The following is a 19,487-nucleotide window of genomic DNA, read 5'->3' on the forward strand; positions in this document are numbered from 1 at the left end:
CAGGAGGGCGTCCCATGAGGTTCCTCGCACGCACCGCCACGGCCGCCGTCGCGGCCCTGCTACTGCTCGTACCCGGCACGGCCCCGGCCCAGGCCGCCGCCAACCCGTACACCAAGACCCCGGTACCCGGCACGCTCGGCACATACCAGGTGTCCGGGGTGTACGTCGCCGGGGTCTCCTCCGGCGGCTACCTCGCGACCCAGCTCCAGGTCGCCTACTCCAGCCGGATCAAGGGCGCCGCGGTCTTCGCCGCCGGGCCCTACTACTGCGCCCAGAACAACGTCAGCCAGGCGCTCTACGGCTGTGCGGACAACAGCCTGCCGACGTACCTGACCAACCTGCAGGCGTACACCCGCACCTGGGCCGGGTACGGCTGGGTCGACCCGGTCAGCCGCCTCTCCGGTCAACCCGTGTACGTCTACCACGGCAACAACGACACGGCGATCAAGAAGTCGGTCACCGACGACCTGGTCCGGTACTACCAGAACTTCGGCGCCAGCGTGCAGTACGACAGCGGTTCGTCGGCCGGGCACGCCTGGGTCACGCCGTACGGCACCGGTGCCTGCGCCGCCACCGTGTCACCGTTCCTGAACGACTGCGGCACCGACCCGCAGAACACCTTCCTGCGCAAACTGTTCGGCTCGGTGAGCGCACCGAACACCGGTCCGCTGACCGGCACACTGACCAGCTTCAACCAGAACACGTTCGCGGTGAACGGGTACGCGGCCGGCCTGAGCATGGGCACGACCGGGTTCGCGTACGTGCCGTCGAGTTGCTCCGCCGGACAGTCCTGTCGTCTGCTGGTGGCGCTGCACGGCTGCCAGCAGGGCTACAACGCCGTCGGTACGGCCTTCGTGGACCGGGCCAACCTCAACCAGTACGCCGACACCAACCGGGTGATCGTGCTCTACCCCCAGGCAACCGCGTCGGCGGTCAACCCGAACGGTTGCTGGGACTGGTGGGGTTACCTGGGTAGCACCGCGTACCCGATCAAGGGCGGATTGCAGTTGGAGACGGTGATGAACATGGTGCGCCGCCTCGGCGGCTGAGCCGCGCTGTTAGGAAGGGGCCCTTCCTCTACAGAAAGCGATAACAAGGGGCCCTTCCTTACCCCGCCGGCCAACCGGCGTTCAACCGGGGCGCTTAGCGTGCCGGCCATGACAGCTACCGCTCGACGGCTCGGGCTCGGCCTCGGTATCGGCGCGTTGACGCTCGCCGTACTCGCCGTGCCCACCGCCGCGGCCAACCTCATCGGGGCCGACCGTACCGAGGTCAACCTCACCGGGCAGGGTGGACCGGCGAAGCCGTTCCGCCAGGCCACGCTCACCAACTTCGCCTCACTTCCGGCCCTGACCTGGGTTCCGGGCAGCGAGCCCTCCGGTTCGCTGCTCGGCACCACCCCGGTCAACGGTGTCGCCGCACCCTTCGCCGACCAGCCGGTGCAGGGTTTCAGCGGTGTGCAGCGCAACGCCGACGGCACCTTCGACGTGCTCTCCGACAACGGCTTCGGTAACAAGGCCAACAGCGCCGACTTCGTGCTGCGGATCCAGCGGATCGCGCCGAACTTCGGCAACGGCGGCGTCGACGTCCTCGGTGGCCTGAGCCTCACCGACCCCAACGGGTTCGTGCCGTTCGCGCTGACCCGCGCCGACCGGGTGCTCACCGGTGCCGACTTCGACGTCGAGTCGATGGTCCGCGCCAAGGACGGCTCGTACTGGCTCGGCGACGAGTTTGGCCCGTACCTGCTGCACTTCGACCGGGCCGGCCGACTGCTCCAGGCTCCGGTGCCGCTGCCCGGCGTACGGGCCCCGGAGAACCCGGCGGGCCAGCCGAATCTGCCCAGCAGCAAGGGCTTCGAGGGCATGGCGCTCTCCCCGGACGGCCGTTCGCTCTACCCGCTGCTGGAGGGGACCGTCTCCGGTGACCCGGCCGGCGCACTGCGGCTGTACCAGTTCGACCTGGCCGCCGGCCGGTACACCGACAACTGGTGGACGTACCAGCTCGACTCGCCGAGTCACGCGATCGGTGACGCGATCAGCGTCGACAACAACCGCATGCTGGTGATCGAGCGGGACGGCGGCGAGGGCGCGAGCGCCCTGGTCAAGAAGATCTACCTGATCGACCGGCGGGACCGGGACCGGGACGGCAAGGTCGACAAGACCCTCGTCGCGGATCTGCTCAACATCAACAACCCGCACAACATCGGTGGTTTCGGGCCGGTCTTCCGCTTCCCGTTCACCACCATCGAGGGCCTGGCCATCCTGGACGACCGGACGCTCGGCGTACTCAACGACAACAACTTCCCGTCGTCGAACGGCCGCACCCCGGGTAAGCCGGACAACAACGAGTTCATCACCATCCGGTTGAGCGCGAACCTGGACGCGGACAAGCGCGTCCTGCCGTAACCGGAGCCGGACGCGAGCTGCCCCGGTCCGTCGAGCGCGGACCGGGGCAGCCTGCCGTCGGCCGGGGGGAGCCGTCCGACGGGTGATCGCCGGCGGCCCCGTCGGGTGGGGCGGAGGACGGTCGAGGCTAAGGGGCCTCGATCCCGCCGTCCGGGCGACGTACCCGTGCGGACCACCGTTCGTGCAGGTGCGTGACCGGCGGATACTTCGCCGCGACCCGCTCGTCGAGCTCGATGCCCCAGCCCGGCGCGTCGTTCGGGTAGAGGTATCCGTTGCGGGTCACCAGGGTGCCGGGGAAGACCTCGATGGCCGCCTCGTGGTACTCGTGTCCCTCCTGGATACCGAAGGCTGGCGTTGTCACGTCCAGCGCCACGTTCGCCGCCGCGCCGATCGGCGAGACGTCGGCGGGCGCATGCCAGGCCGTCTTCACCCCGGTCAGCTCGCAGAGCGCCACCAGCTTGCGGGTGGGGGTCAGCCCGCCGACCGCGGTGATGTGCAGCCGGAGCAGGTCCACCCCGCCGCCGAGGACCAGCCGCGCGGCGTCCGCGACCGAGCTGACCTGCTCGCCGACCGCGATCGGCACCGGTGACTCGGCCCGGATCTGCGGCAGCCGGTCGTACTCCTCGGGCGCGATCACATCCTCGAGGAAGAAGAGCCGGTACGGCTCCAGAGCACGCGCCAGCAACACCACCTGTTTCGGGCTGAGCCGGCTGTGCACGTCGTGTAGCAGCTCGACCTCCTCGCCCAGTTCGCGACGGGCGGCGGCGAAGAGCGCCGGGGTGGTGCGCAGGTACTGCTGGACGTCCCAGCCGTCCGGGTACGGCTGCCCCGGATAGCCGCCACCGACCCCGGCGGCGCCGTACGCGCCCAGGCCGGGCTGTCCGACCTGGAGTCGGACGTGCCGGTAACCGGCGCTCATGATCTTCCGGGCCTGGTCCAGCGTCTCCGCCACCGTCGCCCCGCCCGCGTGCAGGTAACACTGGGCGGCGGTACGGACCCGCCCGCCGAGCAGCTCGTAGACCGGCATCCCGGCCCTCTTGCCGGCAATGTCCCAGAGCGCCAGGTCCACCCCGGCCAGCGCGTTGTTCGTCACCGGTCCGTTGCGCCAGTAGGAGGAGAAGTGGACCATCCGGAAGATGTCCTCGATGTCGGCCGGGTGCCGGCCGATCAGCATCGGGGCCACGTGCTGTTCGATGGTGGCGACCACGGCGGTGAAACGCTGGGTGAAGGTGGCGCAGCCCAGCCCGTACAGGCCGGGTTCGTTCGTGTCGATCCGGACCACCACCAGCGGTGGACCCTCGGGTGCGGTGACGATCGCCCGTACCCGGGTGATCCGCAACCCGTCCCGGGCCGGCCAGGGCGCCTGGGTCTCGGGCAGTACGGGCAGCTCAGCCTCGGTCATCGATCCTCTTCCCGGGGGTCAGGGCAGCGGCGTGGGGTCGGGCGCGAACCGGTGCTCGGGCTGGAAGCCCAGCAGTTCCAGCGCGGCCCGGGTGTCGATCGCCGAGCAACGCCCGGGCAGGTCCGCGCGGCGTGGCACGTCAGGGTGGTAGCGGTCGAGCAACTCGGCGGTCGGGAAGGGGGCGAGGATGTCGTCGGCGGCGACGAAGACCACGTGCGCGCCGGGCCCCGGCCGGGTCAGCCCGAGCCAGCAGGCCCGGGCCGCGTCCCGTACGTCCAGGTAGCTCCAGAGTTCCCGGGCGCCGGATTCCGGGTTCCGGGCGAACTCGGCGGCGCGTCGGGCCAGCCGGTCGTCCCGCTGCCCCACGAACGGCAGCCGCAGCGCGACGACAGTGCCGCCGTGCCGCCGCACCATCATCTCCGCGGTCGCCTCGTCGGCCTGCTTGGCGAGGGCGTACGCGTCGGTCACCTGCAACGGCAGCCCCTCGTCCACCGGCACGTACGCCGGGTGCAGGTCGACCTGCGACCAGGGAAGTCCGGTGACGGAGAAGCTGGAGGCGATCACCGCGCGCCGTACGCCGGCCTGGCCGGCCTCCTCCAGCACGGCGAACGTCGCCCGGGTGTTGCGGGTGAAGACGGCCTGTGGGGTGTCCAGGGTCGGGGCCGGGATCGCGGCGAGGTGCACCACGCCGTCGACTCCGGCCAGCGCCGACCGGACCGTCTCCGGGTCGCCCGCGTCACCGACCACCACCCGGTCGGCCGCCAGGTCGTCGGTCTTCTCCAGGACCAGCGCGGTCGCCGGCACACCCCGGGCGGTCAGGAAGGTCAGCATCGCCCGGCCGATCAGTCCGGCGGCGCCGGTCACCAGGACCCGTCGCGGAGCAGCCGTGCTCACGCCCGAGGTGCCTTCGGCGACGTCCCGGCTGGTGCGGCGAGCCGTCGGACGGCGAGTTCGGCCAGGAGCGCCGCCCCGTCGGCGAGCACGCTGTCGTCGAAAGCCGCTCGCGGGGAGTGGTTGCTCGGCGCCGTCTTCGGATCGTCACCGGCGCACGCGCCGAGGAAGACGTACGCGCCGGGCACCCGGTCGAGCACCCGGGAGAAGTCCTCGGAGCCGGTCATCGGGTCGACCAGGTCCTCGAACCGGTCCGGGCCGAAGACGTCCCGTACGGTCGACGCGGCGAACTCGTACTCGTCGGCGTCGTTGACCGTCGCCGGGTACTCCTGCTCGTACCGGACCTCCACCCGCATCCCGTGTGCGGCGGCGATGTGTTCGCAGAGCGCGACCGCGTACTCGCCGGCCTGGGCGCTGGTGGCGGTGGAGAAGCTGCGTACGGTCGCCTCGAAGGTCGCGTCGTCCGGGATGATGTTGCGTTTGGTGCCGGCCTGGAACACCCCGACGGTCAGCACCACCGGGTCGAAGACGTTGAACCGCCGGGTGACCATGGCCTGCAGCGCGGTGACCATCTCGGCGGCGACCGGGATCGGGTCGAGCGTGTAGTGCGGGGTGGAGCCGTGCCCGCCGGCCCCCACCACCCGCACGAAGAGTCCGGCGGAGGCGGCCATCAGCGGTCCGGGACGGGCGGAGAAGACGCCCCGGGCGACGGTCGAGGAGAGGACGTGTAGCCCGTACGCGGCGTCGACCGGGCGCCCGGCGGCGGTCAGCACCCCCTCGGAGATCATGTGCGCTGCCCCGTCGAGGCCCTCCTCGCCGGGTTGGAACATGAAGACCACGTCCCCGGCGAGTTCGTCACGCCGGGCGCTGAGCAGTCGGGCGGCCCCGACCAGGCCGGCGGTGTGCAGGTCGTGCCCGCAGGCGTGCATCACCCCGTGGTGGCGTGAGCTGTACGGCAGACCGCTGGCCTCGGTCACCGGCAGCGCGTCCATGTCGCCCCGGAGCAGCACCACCGGTCCGGGGCGCCCACCGCGCAACACGGCGGTGACCGAGGAGAGGCCGGTTCCGGTGCTGATCTCCAGCGGGAGTGGGGCGAGCGCGGCGAGCACCCGCTCCTGGGTGCGGGGCAGGTCGAGGCCGACTTCGGGAATCTGGTGCAGCTCCCGCCGCAGCAGCGCCAACTCGTCCTGTAGTGACGCGGCGTCCTCGCGCAGGCCCATCTTTCCTCCCCGGTCGGGCCACCGACAGGACACCGGACGACGGGTGAACCGGTGCCGGGCAGCCACGATCGAATCCTAACGACCGTGGCGGGTCGCGGCGCCCGTCCGCGCGGCCCGGGTTTCCGTCGTTGCCCGGCCCGGCCTCAACGGTGTCGGCGTCGCCAGGCGGTCTCCCGGGCCTCGTGCGCGAGATGTTCCTCCAGCACCGCCTCCCGGAGGTTGCGCCGCGACCCGGCGAGCAGGACCAGCTCACCGCCGACCAACGCGACGCAGATCCCGGCGAGTACGCCGAGTGCCAGGAGTGCGGGGATCTCGACGGCGAGCGGGATCAACACGCCGGTCAGGACGATCGCACCCACCCGGGTCCAGGTCAACGTGCCGAGCATGCGGAGTTGGAAGCAGAGGTGGCCGAGCAGGTAGAGCGCCAGCCCACCGTAGAGCAGGGTGACGGCGATCGGGTGCATCGGGACGTGCCCGACGTTCGGGTTGCCGATGTGCTTGAGCGCCTCCTTGCCGCCGAGCGAGAGCAGCATCAGCCCGGTGATGATCGGCAGGTGCAGGTAGATGTAGGCGTCCCGGGCGAGCACCACCCGGTCGGTTCCGCGCGCGGCGTGCAGGGCCTGTTCGGCGGCGAGCGCCACGATGTCGAAGTACGCCCACCACAGGGCGGCGGTGATCACGATGCCGAGGACCGCCGCGATCACCAGCGGCCAGGTGATCGGGTGCGGCAGTTGGGTGCCGCCCACGCCGACCGAGATGATCAGTTCGCCGAACGCGACCAGCAGGATCAGCGAGAACCGTTCGGCCCAGTGTCCGGCCGAGGCGATCTGCCAACCGTGTGGGGCGAACAGGTAGCCCGCGCCGTACTCGACCCCGACGGCAAGCCCCCAGAGACCGATCTGGGTCCAGGTACGGGCCGCCCCCGCTGGCAGGTGTTCCGGCAGCAACGCGGCGAGCAGCAGTAACGCGGTGGCGAGCACGATCGTCGCGCTGACCCGGGTCATGTGTGCGTGTAGCCGCGGCTGGTCCGCGATGGCGTGCCACTGCAACGCGACGAAGAGGATCCGGACCACGAAGTAACAGCAGGCGAAGACGAGTGGTCCGGAGAGGCCGCCGGGAACGTCGACGAACGCCTCGGAGATGGTCAGTGCCACGACGAAGATCGCGGCCATGACGGTGAACAGGACCACCGGCACCATGCCCTCGCCGGAGCGGATGCTGTTGCCCGCCCACGCGTAGGCGACCCAGCACCACCAGAGCAAAGATATGATCAACAGGGCGTGGACCAGGCTGATCCCGTTGAGGTCGTCGGTGGTCGCGCGGGCGACGTTGAAGAAGGCGTAGACGAAGACCAGGTCGAAGAAGAGCTCCAACCGATTGACCCGGGTGCCCTCGGTGGCGGCCCGGATCCGCAACGGGCGCCGCGCGCTCCGATCGTGCACCGTTACGAGCCTGCCTCTGTCGGCAGCAGGTGGCGCACCTGTGGGGGACCGTCGGCCAGTGCCACCGCCCGCTGTTCCGCCTCCCGGTCGGCGCCGGTCAGCCGGCCGCCGTGCTGGCGTAGATGCTCGTCCCAGGAGGGGAGCTGGTAAACCTCGACAAAACACGACGGTGACTCGCCCTCGCGGTACAGACCCCACCGAGTCGCGCCGGTACGTTGCCGTGAACCCCGTACCTCCTCCATCGCGTCGATGAACGCCACCTCGTGCTCGGCCCGCACCACGTACGTCACGATGATCACCACCGGTCCGATCCGTGGGTCCGGTTCATGGGTCAGTCGCAGCGCCGGCCAGTAGCTCTCCGGATCCTGGTTGACGCCGCGCAGGTCGGGCAGGGGCCAGAGCCGCACCGTGAACGCGCCGAGCAACATCAGCGCGGCGGCGGCGAGATGTGCGGTGACCAGCCCGGCCATGTCGCCGACCACCCCCCAGGACAGGGCGCCGAGTGCCTGCCCGCCGGCGAAGACCACCTGGTAGACGGCGAGGCCACGGGCGCGTACCCAGCCGGGCAGGTAGAGCTGGATTTCCGCGTTGAGGTTCGACAGCACGGTCACCCAGGCCACGCCGGCCGGAGCCAGGGCGACCAGCACCACCGGCAGGCTCGGCGCCAGGGCGACCACGATCAGCGCCGCGCCGTAGAGCAGACTGGCGACGAGCAGGAACGCCCCGGCGGTCAGGTGCACCCGTACCCAGGGCAGCACCAGTCCACCGGCGATCGCGCCGACTCCGAGGGCGGCGAGCAGTACGCCGTACCCGCTGGAGCCGAGGCCGAGCTGCCGGTTGGCGACCAGGGGGAGCAACGCCCAGATCGCACTGCCCGGTACGAGGAAGAGCAGCGCCCGGAACAGCAACCGCCGGACCACCGGGGAGTGGCGGACGAAGCGCCCCCCGGCGCGCAGCGCCGCGGTGAACCGCTCCGGCACCTCCACCGCGCGGGCGTGGTCGGTACGCCATCGGTACAGCGCGAACCCGAAGACCAGTACGGCGATGGCGTTGAGCGCGAAGAGCGGTGCGACACCGGCGCGGGCGATCAGCAGACCGGCGATCGCCGGGCCGATCGAGCGGGCCGCGTTCACGCTGATCGAACCGAGCGCGGAGGCGGACTGGAGCTGGTTGCGTGGCACCAGCTCCGGGATGATCGCCGCCCAGCAGGGCAGGGTCAGCGCCTGCCCGACTCCGATGGCGAAGGTGAGGGTGAGCAGCAGCGCCGGCGGCATCCGGCCGGCGGCGGTGAGGACGGTCAGCAGTACGCCGACCGCGGCCAGGTAGAGCTGCACCGCGATGAGCAGGTGCCGTCGGTCGAACGCGTCGGCCAACGCCCCGGCCGGCAGGGCGAGCATCAGGATCGGCAGCATGCTCGCGGTCTGTACCAGCGAGACCAGGGTCGAGGCGTTGCGTTCCTCGATCAACAGCCACTGGGCGCCGACGGTCTGCATCCAGGTGCCGATGTTCGCGGCGAGCAGGGCCAGCCACAGGTTGCGGTACGCGGCTACGCGCAGTGGTGCCCAGGCCGAGGTCGTAGGCTCGGCGGTCGCGGGGCCGGCGCTTACCACCTGCCGTCGGCGCGGAGGACTTCCTGGCCCGAGACGTACAGGTCGTCGGGCTCCAGGAGCAGCAGCCTCACCACTTCCCGGGCCACCTGTTCCGGCTCGGCGTATATCTCGTCGAGAAATTCGGCGCCGACGCGTTCCTGGAGCTTGGTGTGCATCGGTCCGGGGTGGATCTGCATCACCTTGATGCCGCTGGTTCCCTCGGCCTGGGCGAGGGACTCGACCAGGCTCTTGCCGAAGTTCTTGGTCGCCCGGTAGACCGGGATCCCGGGCCGGGGCTTCTCCACCGCCAGGGCCCCGATGTACACCACGTTGCCCCGGCCCTGTTCCCGCATCCGGATCAGCGTCTCGCGCAGCAGGTACGCCGTGCCCAGGACGTTGACGTCGATCGCCTTGTGCAGCGCCTCCGGCGACATCTCCTCCAGGGCCCCGCCGGCCCACATGCTGGCGCAGTGCGCCAGCCCGTCGATGGCGCCGTACCGGCGGCTGACCTCGTCGAGGGCGTGCGCGACCTGGTCGTACGAGGAGACGTCGCAGGTTGTGCCGGCGCACTCAAGTTCGCTGGTGGTGGCGGCGACCTCGTCGGCGACGTTGCCCAGGACGAAGACGCGATGGTCGACCGTGAGCATCCGGGCGATCTCCAGTCCGAGGCCGCTCGTGCCGCCGGCCACGACGAACGTCTTCGCGCCCATGTCACCTCCAGCCCGCCGGATCTGCCGTACCCATCGACCCTGTCATCCGCTCCCGGCGGTGCGTGGCGAGCCGGTCGAGATGTCGCCCGATCGGGGTGAGGTCGAGGGGCGTTTCCGGCGGCGTCATCTAGGGTTGCCGGGGGCCCGGCCGGCCCGCACTGCTTCAGCATGGAACCTCGTGGCGACTCTTCAGGATGGAACTTCATGGCGAACCCGGCGATCCTGACCGTCGACGACGACCCCGCGGTCTCCCGAGCCGTGGCGCGCGACGTCCGGCGCCGTTACGGTGACCGGTACAGGGTGGTTCGGGCGGACTCCGGTGAGGCGGCGCTGGCCGCGCTCCGGGAGATCAAGTTACGCGGCGAGCAGGTCGCGGTGATCCTGGCCGACTACCGGATGCCAGTGATGAACGGCATCCAGTTCCTGGAATCGGCGATGGATCTCTTCCCACGGGCCCGGCGGGTGCTGCTGACCGCGTACGCCGACACCGACGCCGCGATCGACGCGATCAACATCGTCGACCTGGACCACTACCTGCTCAAGCCCTGGGACCCGCCGGAGGAGAAGCTCTACCCGGTGCTCGACAACCTGCTGGAGGTCTGGGCCGCCACCCCGGACATCAGCGCCACCGAGACCCGGGTGATCGGGCACCGGTGGTCGGCGCCGTCGTTCGCCGTACGCGACTTCCTCGCCCGCAACCTGGTCCCGTTCCGCTGGCTGCTCGCCGACGAGCCGGAGGGTGGCCGGCTGCTCGCCGCAGCCGACCTGAGCCCCGCCGACGTACCGGTCGTGATCACCTCCGACGGCAAGGCGCTGGCCATGCCGAGTGAGTCGGACCTGGCCAGCCACGTCGGCCTGAGCACCACACCCGCGTCCGACTTCTACGACGTGATCGTGGTCGGTGCCGGTCCGGCCGGACTCGGTGCGGCGGTCTACGCCGCCTCCGAAGGGCTGCGTACGGTCCTGGTCGAGCAGCGGGCCACCGGTGGACAGGCCGGGCAGAGCAGCCGCATCGAGAACTACCTCGGCTTCCCCGAGGGGGTCTCCGGGGCGCAGTTGACCGACCGCGCCCGCCGGCAGGCGCTGAAGTTCGGCGCGGAGATCCTCAGTACCCGGGAGGTGGTTGGCCTGGAAGCGGCCGGCACCGCCCGGCTGCTCCGCTTCGGTGACGGCACCTCACTTGCCGCGCACGCCGCGGTTCTGGCCACCGGGGTCGCCTACCGGCGGCTCGACGCACCGGGACTGTCCGACCTCACCGGTCGCGGGGTCTTCTACGGCTCGGCGGCGACCGAGGCACCCAGTTGCAGCGGCGAGGACGTCTACATCGTGGGCGGTGCGAACTCGGCCGGCCAGGCGGCCCTGCACTTCGCCCGGTACGCCCGCCGGGTGCACATCCTCATCCGGGGTGCCAGCCTGACGTCGTCGATGTCGCGCTACCTGATCGAGCAGGTCGAACGCGAGCCCTGCATCACCGTGCACCCGCGCACCGAGGTGGTCGGCGGGTACGGCGACGACCACCTGGAGACGCTGACGCTCTGTGACCGGAGCACCGGTGCCACCCGTACCGTCAAGACGTCCTGGCTGTTCGTCTTTATCGGCGCCGAGCCCCGGACGAACTGGCTGGAGGGCGTGGTCTCCCGGGACGAACGCGGTTTCATCGTCACCGGACCCGCGCTCCTGCGCGACGGGCAGCGCCCCGCCGGCTGGTCGCTGCCCCGGGACCCGTACCACCTGGAATCCAGCCTGCCCGGGGTGTTCGCCGCAGGCGACGTGCGCGCAGACTCGGTGAAGCGGGTCGCGTCGGCCGTCGGCGAGGGCGCGATGGCCGTCACGGTCGTACACCGGTATCTGGAGGCGCAGTGAGTGACCAGGGGACCGACCGGCTGGGTCGGGAAGAGTTACGCACCCTGTTCCTGTTCGAGGCGTTGACCGACGAGCAACTCGACTGGCTCGCCGAGCAGGGGCGGGTCGAGCGGCGCGAGGCGGAGACCAACATCTTCTCCGAGGGAGAGCCCGCCACCTGTTTCTACGTGCTGCTGTCCGGCACCGTGATGCAGTCCGGCCGGGTACGCGGCGAGGAGGTCGAGGTCGTCCGGACCAGCAAGCGGGGTGTCTACGGCGGTGCGATCCGCGCGTACATGCCGGACGACCCGGACCAGCGGTACGCCAACACGCTGCGCGCGATCACCGACTGTGAGCTCTTCGTGCTGCCGGCGACGGTCTTCGCCACCGCCATGCGGGACTGGTTCCCGATGGCGGTGCACCTGCTCGAAGGGCTCTTCTACGGCATGCGCCGGACCCAGACCCGACTCGGCGAGCGGGAGCGACTGCTCGCCCTCGGTGCGCTCTCGGCCGGGCTGACCCACGAGTTGAACAACCCCGCCGCCGCAGCCGTACGGGCCACCGCGACGCTGCGCGGGCAGGTCGCCGGGATGCGGCACAAGCTTGCCATGATCGCCGACGGTCGGCTCGACGGCTCCCGGTTGCACCACCTGGTGGAGTTGCAGGACGACGCGGTCAAGCGGGCGGCCAGCGCGCCGGAACTCTCCGCGCTGGAGACCAGCGACGCCGAGGACACCCTGACCGACTGGCTCGACGAGCACGGTTTCGCGGACGGCTGGAGGTTGGCCCCCTCGTTGGTCGCCGCCGGCATCGACACCGACTGGTTGGACCAGGTCGCGGTCGCGGTCGGCGCGGAGAACCTCGATCCGGCCGTGCGGTGGCTGACCTACACGGTCGAGACCGAGCAGCTCATGCGGGAGATCGACGACGCCGTTGGACGCGTCTCCGGGCTGGTCGGCGCGGCCAAGCAGTACTCCCAACTGGACCGGGCGCCGTACCAGGTCGTCGACGTGCACGACCTGCTCAACGCCACGCTCACCATCATGAAGGCGAAGATCCCGGCCGGGGTGCGGAAGGTCAAGGAGTACGGCCAGGGCCTGCCTCCCATTCCCGCTTACGCGGCCGAGCTGAACCAGGTCTGGACCAACCTGATCGACAACGCGCTCGGGGCGATGGGGGAGACCGGTACGCTCTCCATCCGTACCGCCCGCGAGGGCGACATGCTGGTGGTCGAGGTCGGCGACACCGGACCGGGCATTCCGCCAGAGATCCGGGACCGCATCTTCGAGCCGTTCTTCACCACCAAGCCGGTCGGCGAGGGGACCGGTCTCGGCCTCGACATCTCGTACCGGATCGTGGTGACCAAGCACCGGGGCGACATCCGGGTCGAGTCGCGCCCCGGCGACACCCGGTTCCGGATCTACCTACCGATCAGCCCGCCGCCGGTCGTGCTCGCCGACGCGGAGCCGACCACCGGGCCGTCCGCCGGTAGGTGACCACCGCCAGCGGCGGTCCGGAAAACGGGTTGCCCCGGCGACTACGGTCCGAAGGATGAGCGAAGACCGGGAAAAGGTGCTGCGCACATTCCTCAAGGACGACCGGCTGGTGACGATCCCGTCCAGGGCTGGCAAGCGTCGGGTGCTGCTGGAACACATCGTCACCTCGTTCGAGCCCGGCGTGCGGCTGACCGAACGGGAGGTCGACGCGGTGCTGCGGACGTTCTACGAGCCGGACTGGGTGTCGTTGCGCCGCTATTTGATCGCCGAGGGGCTGATGTCCCGGGAGAACGGGATCTACTGGCGTACCGGTGGCCCGGTCGACGTCTGATCGCCCGCGACCCGACCCCGGACCGACCGACCGACCGACCGACCGACCGACCGACCGACCGACCGACCGGACGCCGACCCGCCGCGATCCGGTCGGGTCGACGTCCGCGACGGCTCAGCCCTGGTTGAGTAGCGGCGCCAGCGCCCGGAGTTGGGCCAGTTGGTCGGCGGCGTTGCTGGCGAGCGGCTGCACACAGACGTGGTCCGCGCCAGCGTCGTGGTGCGCCCGGATCCGTTCGGCGACCTGCTCCGGTTCGCCCCAGGCCACGATCGCGTCGACCAGGGCGTCGCTGCCCCCGTCGGCAAGGTCCCGCTCCTCCCAGCCGAGCGCCCGCATGTGCTGGTAGTAGTTCGGCATCGCCAGGTACCCGGTGGTGAAGGCTCGGCCGACGGCCCTGGCCCGGTCCGGGTCGGTGGTCAGCACGACCGTCTGTTCCGGTGCGAGCACCGGCTCGGGGCCGAGGATCGTACGGGCCTTGGCGGTGTGTTCCGGCGTGACGAAGTAGGGGTGGGCGCCGTCGGTGCGTTCCGCAGCCAGCTCCAGCATTCCCTGCCGGAGCGCGGCCAGCATCCGGGGCGCGGGGGTCGACAGGGGGCCCTCGTAGTGGACCGCGTCCATGGCGTCGAGATAGTCGCGCATCGCCGAGAGCGGTTTGCGGTAGTCGTGCCCGCGGGTGGAGACGAGTGGCGCGTGACTCACCCCGAGGCCGAGGACAAACCGGTTTCCGTACGCCTCGGCCAGCGCGTTCGCCCCGTTTGACGCGGCGGTGGCGTCGCGGCCCCAGATGTTGACGATGCCGGTGGCGACCATCAGGTTTCGGGTGGCGTTGAGCAGGAGCCCGGCGTGGACGAGCGCCTCCTTGCTCGCCGGGGTTTCGCCCACCCACACTGTCCCGTAGCCGAGGTCCTCGATCTCGGAAACCAGCGCGCCGGCTGATGCTGCCGACTCATGGCTCAACCGGCTGCTCCAGACCCCGACCCGGCCCAGTCGTTGCCGCAACTGGGCTAGATCCACACCGCTGGGGCGTTCCTGCTGCATCGACCCTCACCGCCTCACTTCTCAGGTCGGCCGACATCGTTCCGGCCGTTGATCTGGATCTTATTGCGCCCGCCGGGGCCCGGTCCGGTCATCCTCCGGGGACGTCGGCGTGGTCCGGCCGGGAGTCCGTGGAGAAACGACGTCCCGTCACGCATCTCGACGCACCGTGACCGGACGCGCCGTCGGGGTGACCGGAGCAGGCCGACGGGTGCTGGCATGATCTGTTCCGGCGGCGCCAGTTCCAGTCACCCTACGTGGAGGACTAGTGCGGATGCGCGACGAGAAGATCGGCGAGTTCCTGGACCGGCTCGCCGACCGGGTACCAGCGCCCGGCGGCGGCGCCACCGCGGCCCTGCACGCCGCCCAGGCTGCGGCACTGGTCGCAATGGTGGCCCGGTACAGCACTGGCGAACGGTACGCCGAACACCGGGCGTCGATCGACCGGATCATCGGCGCCAGCGACGCGCTCCGGGCCGACGCGCTCAGGCTGGCGGCGCAGGACGCCGCCGCCTTCACCGCCGTCACCGACGCCTACCGGCTGCCGAGGGACTCCGAGGCGCAGCGCGCCGACCGCTCGGCCGCGATCGCCACCGCCCTGGTCGGCGCGGCGCAGCCACCGGCCCAGGTGATCGCGGTCGCCGCCGAGGTGCTGACGTTGGCGGAGGAGTTGCTGCCGATCGGCAACCCGAATGTCAGCACCGACGTGGCCGCCGCCGCCGAGGCTGCCCGTGCCGCCGCCACGACCGCCCGGGTCAACGTCGAGGTCAACCTCGCCGGTGTCCGTGAGCACACCGCCCGGGCCACGCTCGTCGCGGGAACCGACCGGGTCGACGAACTCGCTACCCGCGCGGACCGGTTGACCGCCGCCGTACGGCGGGGGATCGCCGGATGAGCGGGCTGATCCTGAGCGGTCGTGAACTCGCCGCCGCGCTCCGTGCCGACACCGCCCGACAGGCCGCCGCGCTCACCGACGCCGGGACACCGCCCAGACTCGCGGTCGTGGTCGCCACCGACGACGCGGCCAGCGCCGGGTACGTCCGCTCGATCAGCACGGCGGCGGTCAAGCTCGGCATCGTCTGCAAGGTGCTCGACCTCGGTGCCGATGCCGAACTGGCGACAGTCCGGGCCACCCTGGCCGCACTGAGCGCCGACGACCTGGTGCACGGCATCATCCTGCAGACTCCGCTCCCGGGAGGGGTGAGGCTGGAGGAGTTGAGCGGGGCGATCGCGGTGGAGAAGGACGTCGACGGGGCGAACCCACTCAGCCTCGGCCGGCTCGTCGCCGGGCTGCCCGCGTACCCGCCCGCGACGGCCGCGGCCGTGCTGGCGGTTCTGGACCACCACGGGGTCGAGTTGGCCGGGCGCCGGGCGGTGGTGATCGGACGCTCCACCGTGGTTGGCAAACCCGTTGCCCATCTGCTGCTGGAGCGGCACGCCACGGTCACCGTCTGCCATTCGCGTACCCCTGACCTGGCCTCGGTCACCTGCACCGCCGACGTCCTGGTCGCCGCGGTCGGCCGGCCCGGCCTGGTCACCGCGGGACACGTGAAGCGGGGGGCGGTGGTGGTCGACGTCGGCACCAACCCGACGCCGGACGGTGGGCTCGTCGGTGACGTGGACGCGGGCCCGGTCGCCGAGCAGGCCGCCGGGCTCACCCCGGTTCCCGGCGGGGTCGGCCCGGTGACCACGGCACTGCTGCTGAACCACACCGTGCGGGCGGCGACCGCGTTGGCCGGGTCGTCGGCCACGCGATAGTGGGGGATCGACGGGCGGCCATTGACCGCTCGGTGCCCGGCGTGCTCCGATGGGCGGTATCGCCACGGCGTCGGGGGCAACCGCGCCGGTCGGCGGAGCCGGATGAGACACCAGGTGGTGGGCGACCTCCGCGCCGATGGCATCCCCCGGGCTCGATCGGGATGCTGTGCGGCGCTCCGTGTCGCCGTCACCGCGTGAACTGACCGTGCTGGCGTTGCCGCCAGGGCGTCCGACCGGTGATGGGACATCATGCGAGCTTCTTCGGGGAGTGTCGGCCAGGCCACGGCCCCTGCCTCGGCCTGGTGGCGTAACCGCTTCGTCTGGGTCGCCGTGATCCTGTTGGGGGTCTCGGCCACCGTCGTACTGCTGGTCGGGCGCTCCGGTTCCGGCCCGGCGCCCGCCGACGACCTCTTCGCCCAGCTTGATCGCCGCCTGGTGGCGACCCTGGAGCAACTGGAGCCGGAGCAGCACCAGGGCCACGGTGAGCACGCGCGGGACGTGGCGCAGGAGACGAGCATCGTCTGCGGCGTACGGGTCTTCGGCGTCGAGCCGGCGGCGGCGACCACCGTTTCGGAGGTCCGGACGGCGTACGGATTCCATCTCTGCGGTGTGGCGGAGCCGAACCGGCCGTGGGAGTGGGCGGTGAAGCTGGTCGGCCCGATCGTGGTGGCGATGGGCACCGAGCCACCGGTGGTGCAGGTTGCCGAGGCGACCAACGGGGTGCCCTTCGTCGACCGGGTGCGTCAGCTCTTTCCGGAGCGTTACCAGGAGCAGGCGTTGAAGGAGTCGCTGGGCGAGCAGTCGATGCGTGAGCTGCGCCAGCGCTACGACCAGGCCGCCGGTCTCTGATCCCGGCATCACCGGAACTCATAATTTACGAAATATTATTGACACGCCCCCGTAACGGATTGCAGGATCTTGGAAGCAACTCGGGAGCGGGGCACGACCTACCCGACCGGCGGCCGGCCCACCTCCCTCGAAGATCTCCGGGCGCTGCGCGCCGCAGTCCTAGTCGGCAGGTGTGCCATGTCCACTTTGGACATTACGAGCGGGATCTCGGCCGACCGGCGCGGGCCCCGGAGCGAGGTCGAGCCGGAACACGAGCAGCTCCCGACACAACCGGTGAGTGTCCCGGTGCGGCGCCCGTCCCTCTCGCAGCAAAGGAATCCACTGTGAAACGACATCTGCTCACCGGCCTACTCGCCCTCACCACCGGTCTGCTGGTCGCACCCGTACCCGCCCAGGCCAGCGCTGGTGCGGACACCACGGCCAGTCGGAAGCCCGCACCCGCCCAGGTGCTCAGCCCGACGCCGTACCAGGGGTGGAACACCTACTTCGGTCTCGGCGGCGACTTCAGCGAGCAGTCCGTACGGGAGGTCGCCGACGCCATGGTCAGCCGTGGCCTCGCCAAGGCGGGTTACGACATCGTCTGGCTCGACGGCGGCTGGCAGGACCCCGAGCCACGTACGGCCGCCGGCGACCTCCAGGCCGACCGGACCCGTTTCCCGAACGGGTTGCAGCCACTCGTCGACTACATCCACGCCAAGGGCCTGAAGGCCGGCATCTACACCGACGCCGGACCGTACATCCCCGGCAAGTGCGGACTCGGCAGCGGCGGCGGTTACTACCAGCGCGACGCGGACCAGTTCGCCGCCTGGAAGTTCGACGCGGTGAAGGTGGACTTCCTCTGCGGGATCGCCGCCGACCTGGACCCGAAGACGGTCTACACCGAGTTCGCGCGGGCGCTGCGGAACAACGCCAGCCACCGGCCGATCATCTTCAACCTCTGCAACCCCGTGACCTCGCCCGACTGGGGCAACTACCCGCAAGAGCAGCAGTCGACGTACTCCTGGAGCTACGCGCCACAGATCGCCCAGTCCTGGCGGACCTACACCGATGTCGGCTTCGTCGGCGACATCAAGTTCAAGGACGTCCTGCGCAACTACGACGCGAACGCGCGGCACCCCGAGGTCGCCGGTCCGGGGCACTTCAACGACCCGGACTACCTGGCCCCCGGCCTGGGCATGAGCGACGAGGAATTCCGTACGCAGATGACGCTCTGGTCCATGGCCGCCGCGCCGTTGGTCATCGGCAGCGACGTCCGCAAGCTCAACCAGGCATCGATCGACGCCCTCACCGACCGTGAGGCGCTGGCGATCAACCAGGACCCCGCCGGCGTGCAGGCCGTGCGGGTCGGTGCCGCCGGTACGACGGAGACATGGGTCAAGCGGCTCGCCGACGGTGACCGGGCCGTCATGCTGCTGAACCGGGGCGAGAGCCCGAAGATCCTCACCACGAAGGCGTCGTCGGTCGGCCTCTCCGGGGCCCGCTTCACCGTCGAGAACGCGTGGACCAACCAGGTCACCGAGAGTGCCGGCACCATCAGCGCGGCTGTTGCGGCCCACGGCGCGGCACTGTTCCGGGTCAGCCCGAACCGTGGCCTGCCGGGCGTACCGCACATCACCTCCGGGCTTCCGCAGGTGACGCGGGTCGGCGCCGACGCCCTGCCGGGCGGCACGGCACCGGTCCTCGCCGGTGGCGACGAGGCGCGAGTCGAGGTCGTCGTACGCAACGACGGGCTGCTGCCGGTCCTCGCGCCGCAGGTCACGCTGGCGGCACCCGTCGGTTGGACGGTCCGTCCGATCGGCCGGGCGCCGGTGGCGCTGACCGGTGGCCAGTCCACCACCCTCGCCTTCACGGTGAAGGTGCCGGCGGGGACCGCTCCCGGCACCGCCGACCTGACCGCCACCACGACGTACGAGGCGATCGGGCACGGGCGGTTGCGGCAGGTCACGGTCTCGACGGTGGTGCTCGCCCCGACGCCGCCCCAGGGTGAGGTCGCGCTCTCGCACCACACCTGGATCAGTGCCACCAGCGGTTGGATGAGCCCGACGATCGATCTGAGTGTCGGCGGCTGGTCGCCGATCAGCGTGGTGGGTCAGGTCTACCCGACCGGGATCGGGGTCGCCTCGCCCTCCACGATCCGTTACTACACGGGTGGCAAGTGCCGTCAGCTCACCGGCCTCGTTGGCATCGACGACGCGGTGCGCAACGTCGGCCCCGAGGGTGCGACGGCGACCTTCCAGGTGGTCGGTGACGGCCGGGTCCTGTTCGACAGCGCGGTGGTGGGCCGGGACGACCCCCGCCAGTTCGACGTCGACCTGACCGGTGTCCGCGTGCTCGACCTGGTGGTCGGCGACGCGGGTGACGGCGGCTACAACGACCGTGCCAACTGGGTCGGCCTGAACGCGAGTTGCTGATCCACGAGAGTCGCGCCCAGGTGATCTTCACCTGGGCGCGCTCTCGTGTGAGAACTCTTGACTTCGAGTGTGCTCGAAGGTCGAGGGTGGACTCCGACGCCCCGGT

Annotated in this window: 16 protein-coding genes; 9 read left to right on the top strand and 7 right to left on the bottom strand. The window is 70.8% G+C overall.

Annotated features, from left to right (window positions below):
• Positions 1-14: 14 nt before the first annotated feature.
• Positions 15-1,049, top strand: coding sequence for a poly(3-hydroxybutyrate) depolymerase (locus ACIBF5_RS12195; RefSeq protein ID WP_396810803.1), 1,035 nt, complete (start codon positions 15-17; stop codon positions 1,047-1,049).
• A gap of 108 nt (positions 1,050-1,157) precedes the next feature.
• Positions 1,158-2,405: an esterase-like activity of phytase family protein gene (locus tag ACIBF5_RS12200; protein ID WP_396810804.1), complete on the top strand. Its 1,248-nt coding sequence runs from the start codon at positions 1,158-1,160 to the stop codon at positions 2,403-2,405.
• Positions 2,406-2,532: 127 nt separating this feature from the next.
• Here the strand turns inward: ACIBF5_RS12200 and ACIBF5_RS12205 are convergent, their stop codons facing one another.
• The 6 genes from ACIBF5_RS12205 to ACIBF5_RS12230 all read right to left on the bottom strand — a co-directional run bounded on the left by ACIBF5_RS12205 (position 2,533) and on the right by ACIBF5_RS12230 (position 9,659).
• Positions 2,533-3,807, bottom strand: coding sequence for an enolase C-terminal domain-like protein (locus ACIBF5_RS12205; protein ID WP_396810806.1), 1,275 nt, complete (start codon positions 3,805-3,807; stop codon positions 2,533-2,535).
• Positions 3,808-3,825: 18 nt separating this feature from the next.
• A complete protein-coding gene (locus ACIBF5_RS12210) occupies positions 3,826-4,701 on the bottom strand; it encodes an NAD-dependent epimerase/dehydratase family protein (protein WP_396810808.1) in 876 nt (291 codons plus the stop codon).
• Entirely contained in the window at positions 4,698-5,918 is a 1,221-nt protein-coding gene (locus ACIBF5_RS12215; protein ID WP_396810810.1) for a M20 family metallopeptidase, read from the bottom strand. The genes ACIBF5_RS12210 and ACIBF5_RS12215 overlap by 4 nt, the downstream gene beginning before the upstream one ends.
• A 143-nt stretch (positions 5,919-6,061) precedes the next feature.
• Positions 6,062-7,360, bottom strand: coding sequence for a low temperature requirement protein A (locus ACIBF5_RS12220; RefSeq protein WP_396810812.1), 1,299 nt, complete (start codon positions 7,358-7,360; stop codon positions 6,062-6,064).
• Between the two features lie 2 nt (positions 7,361-7,362).
• Positions 7,363-8,970, bottom strand: a complete 1,608-nt coding sequence (locus ACIBF5_RS12225) for an MFS transporter (RefSeq protein ID WP_396810814.1) — start codon at positions 8,968-8,970, stop codon at positions 7,363-7,365.
• Complete coding sequence (locus ACIBF5_RS12230; RefSeq protein ID WP_396810816.1) at positions 8,964-9,659, bottom strand: SDR family oxidoreductase; 696 nt, start codon at positions 9,657-9,659, stop codon at positions 8,964-8,966. Before ACIBF5_RS12230 ends, ACIBF5_RS12225 begins: the two co-directional genes overlap by 7 nt.
• A 204-nt stretch (positions 9,660-9,863) precedes the next feature.
• On the opposite strand from ACIBF5_RS12230, the gene ACIBF5_RS12235 reads away from it, so the two are divergent.
• The 3 genes from ACIBF5_RS12235 to ACIBF5_RS12245 are packed head-to-tail and all read left to right on the top strand — an operon-like array spanning position 9,864 to position 13,328.
• Positions 9,864-11,522, top strand: coding sequence for an FAD-dependent oxidoreductase (locus tag ACIBF5_RS12235; RefSeq protein WP_396810817.1), 1,659 nt, complete (start codon positions 9,864-9,866; stop codon positions 11,520-11,522).
• A complete protein-coding gene (locus ACIBF5_RS12240; RefSeq protein ID WP_396810819.1) occupies positions 11,519-12,997 on the top strand; it encodes an ATP-binding protein in 1,479 nt (492 codons plus the stop codon). Before ACIBF5_RS12235 ends, ACIBF5_RS12240 begins: the two co-directional genes overlap by 4 nt.
• Positions 12,998-13,052: 55 nt before the next feature.
• On the top strand, positions 13,053-13,328 hold the full coding sequence (locus ACIBF5_RS12245) for a DUF2087 domain-containing protein (protein ID WP_396810821.1): 276 nt from the start codon (positions 13,053-13,055) through the stop codon (positions 13,326-13,328).
• Between the two features lie 114 nt (positions 13,329-13,442).
• Here ACIBF5_RS12245 and ACIBF5_RS12250 read toward each other — a convergent pair whose 3' ends face one another.
• Positions 13,443-14,366, bottom strand: coding sequence for a TIGR03620 family F420-dependent LLM class oxidoreductase (locus ACIBF5_RS12250; RefSeq protein ID WP_396810823.1), 924 nt, complete (start codon positions 14,364-14,366; stop codon positions 13,443-13,445).
• 271 nt (positions 14,367-14,637) lie between these two features.
• On the opposite strand from ACIBF5_RS12250, the gene ACIBF5_RS12255 reads away from it, so the two are divergent.
• From ACIBF5_RS12255 to ACIBF5_RS12270, 4 genes are all read left to right on the top strand, one after another.
• The gene (locus ACIBF5_RS12255; protein ID WP_396810825.1) at positions 14,638-15,258 is read left to right on the top strand and encodes a cyclodeaminase/cyclohydrolase family protein; all 621 of its coding nucleotides are present in this window, start codon (positions 14,638-14,640) and stop codon (positions 15,256-15,258) included.
• A complete protein-coding gene (locus tag ACIBF5_RS12260; protein ID WP_396810827.1) occupies positions 15,255-16,121 on the top strand; it encodes a bifunctional 5,10-methylenetetrahydrofolate dehydrogenase/5,10-methenyltetrahydrofolate cyclohydrolase in 867 nt (288 codons plus the stop codon). The genes ACIBF5_RS12255 and ACIBF5_RS12260 overlap by 4 nt, the downstream gene beginning before the upstream one ends.
• Before the next feature lie 249 nt (positions 16,122-16,370).
• Positions 16,371-16,970 carry a hypothetical protein gene (locus tag ACIBF5_RS12265; protein ID WP_396810829.1) on the top strand — a complete coding sequence of 200 codons (600 nt, stop codon included), beginning with the start codon at positions 16,371-16,373 and terminating at the stop codon, positions 16,968-16,970.
• Between the two features lie 323 nt (positions 16,971-17,293).
• Entirely contained in the window at positions 17,294-19,381 is a 2,088-nt protein-coding gene (locus ACIBF5_RS12270) for an NPCBM/NEW2 domain-containing protein (RefSeq protein ID WP_396810831.1), read from the top strand.
• Positions 19,382-19,487 lie beyond the last annotated feature (106 nt).

This window comes from Micromonospora sp. NPDC050417 (assembly GCF_044458865.1).
In the GTDB taxonomy this organism is placed as follows: domain Bacteria; phylum Actinomycetota; class Actinomycetes; order Mycobacteriales; family Micromonosporaceae; genus Micromonospora_G.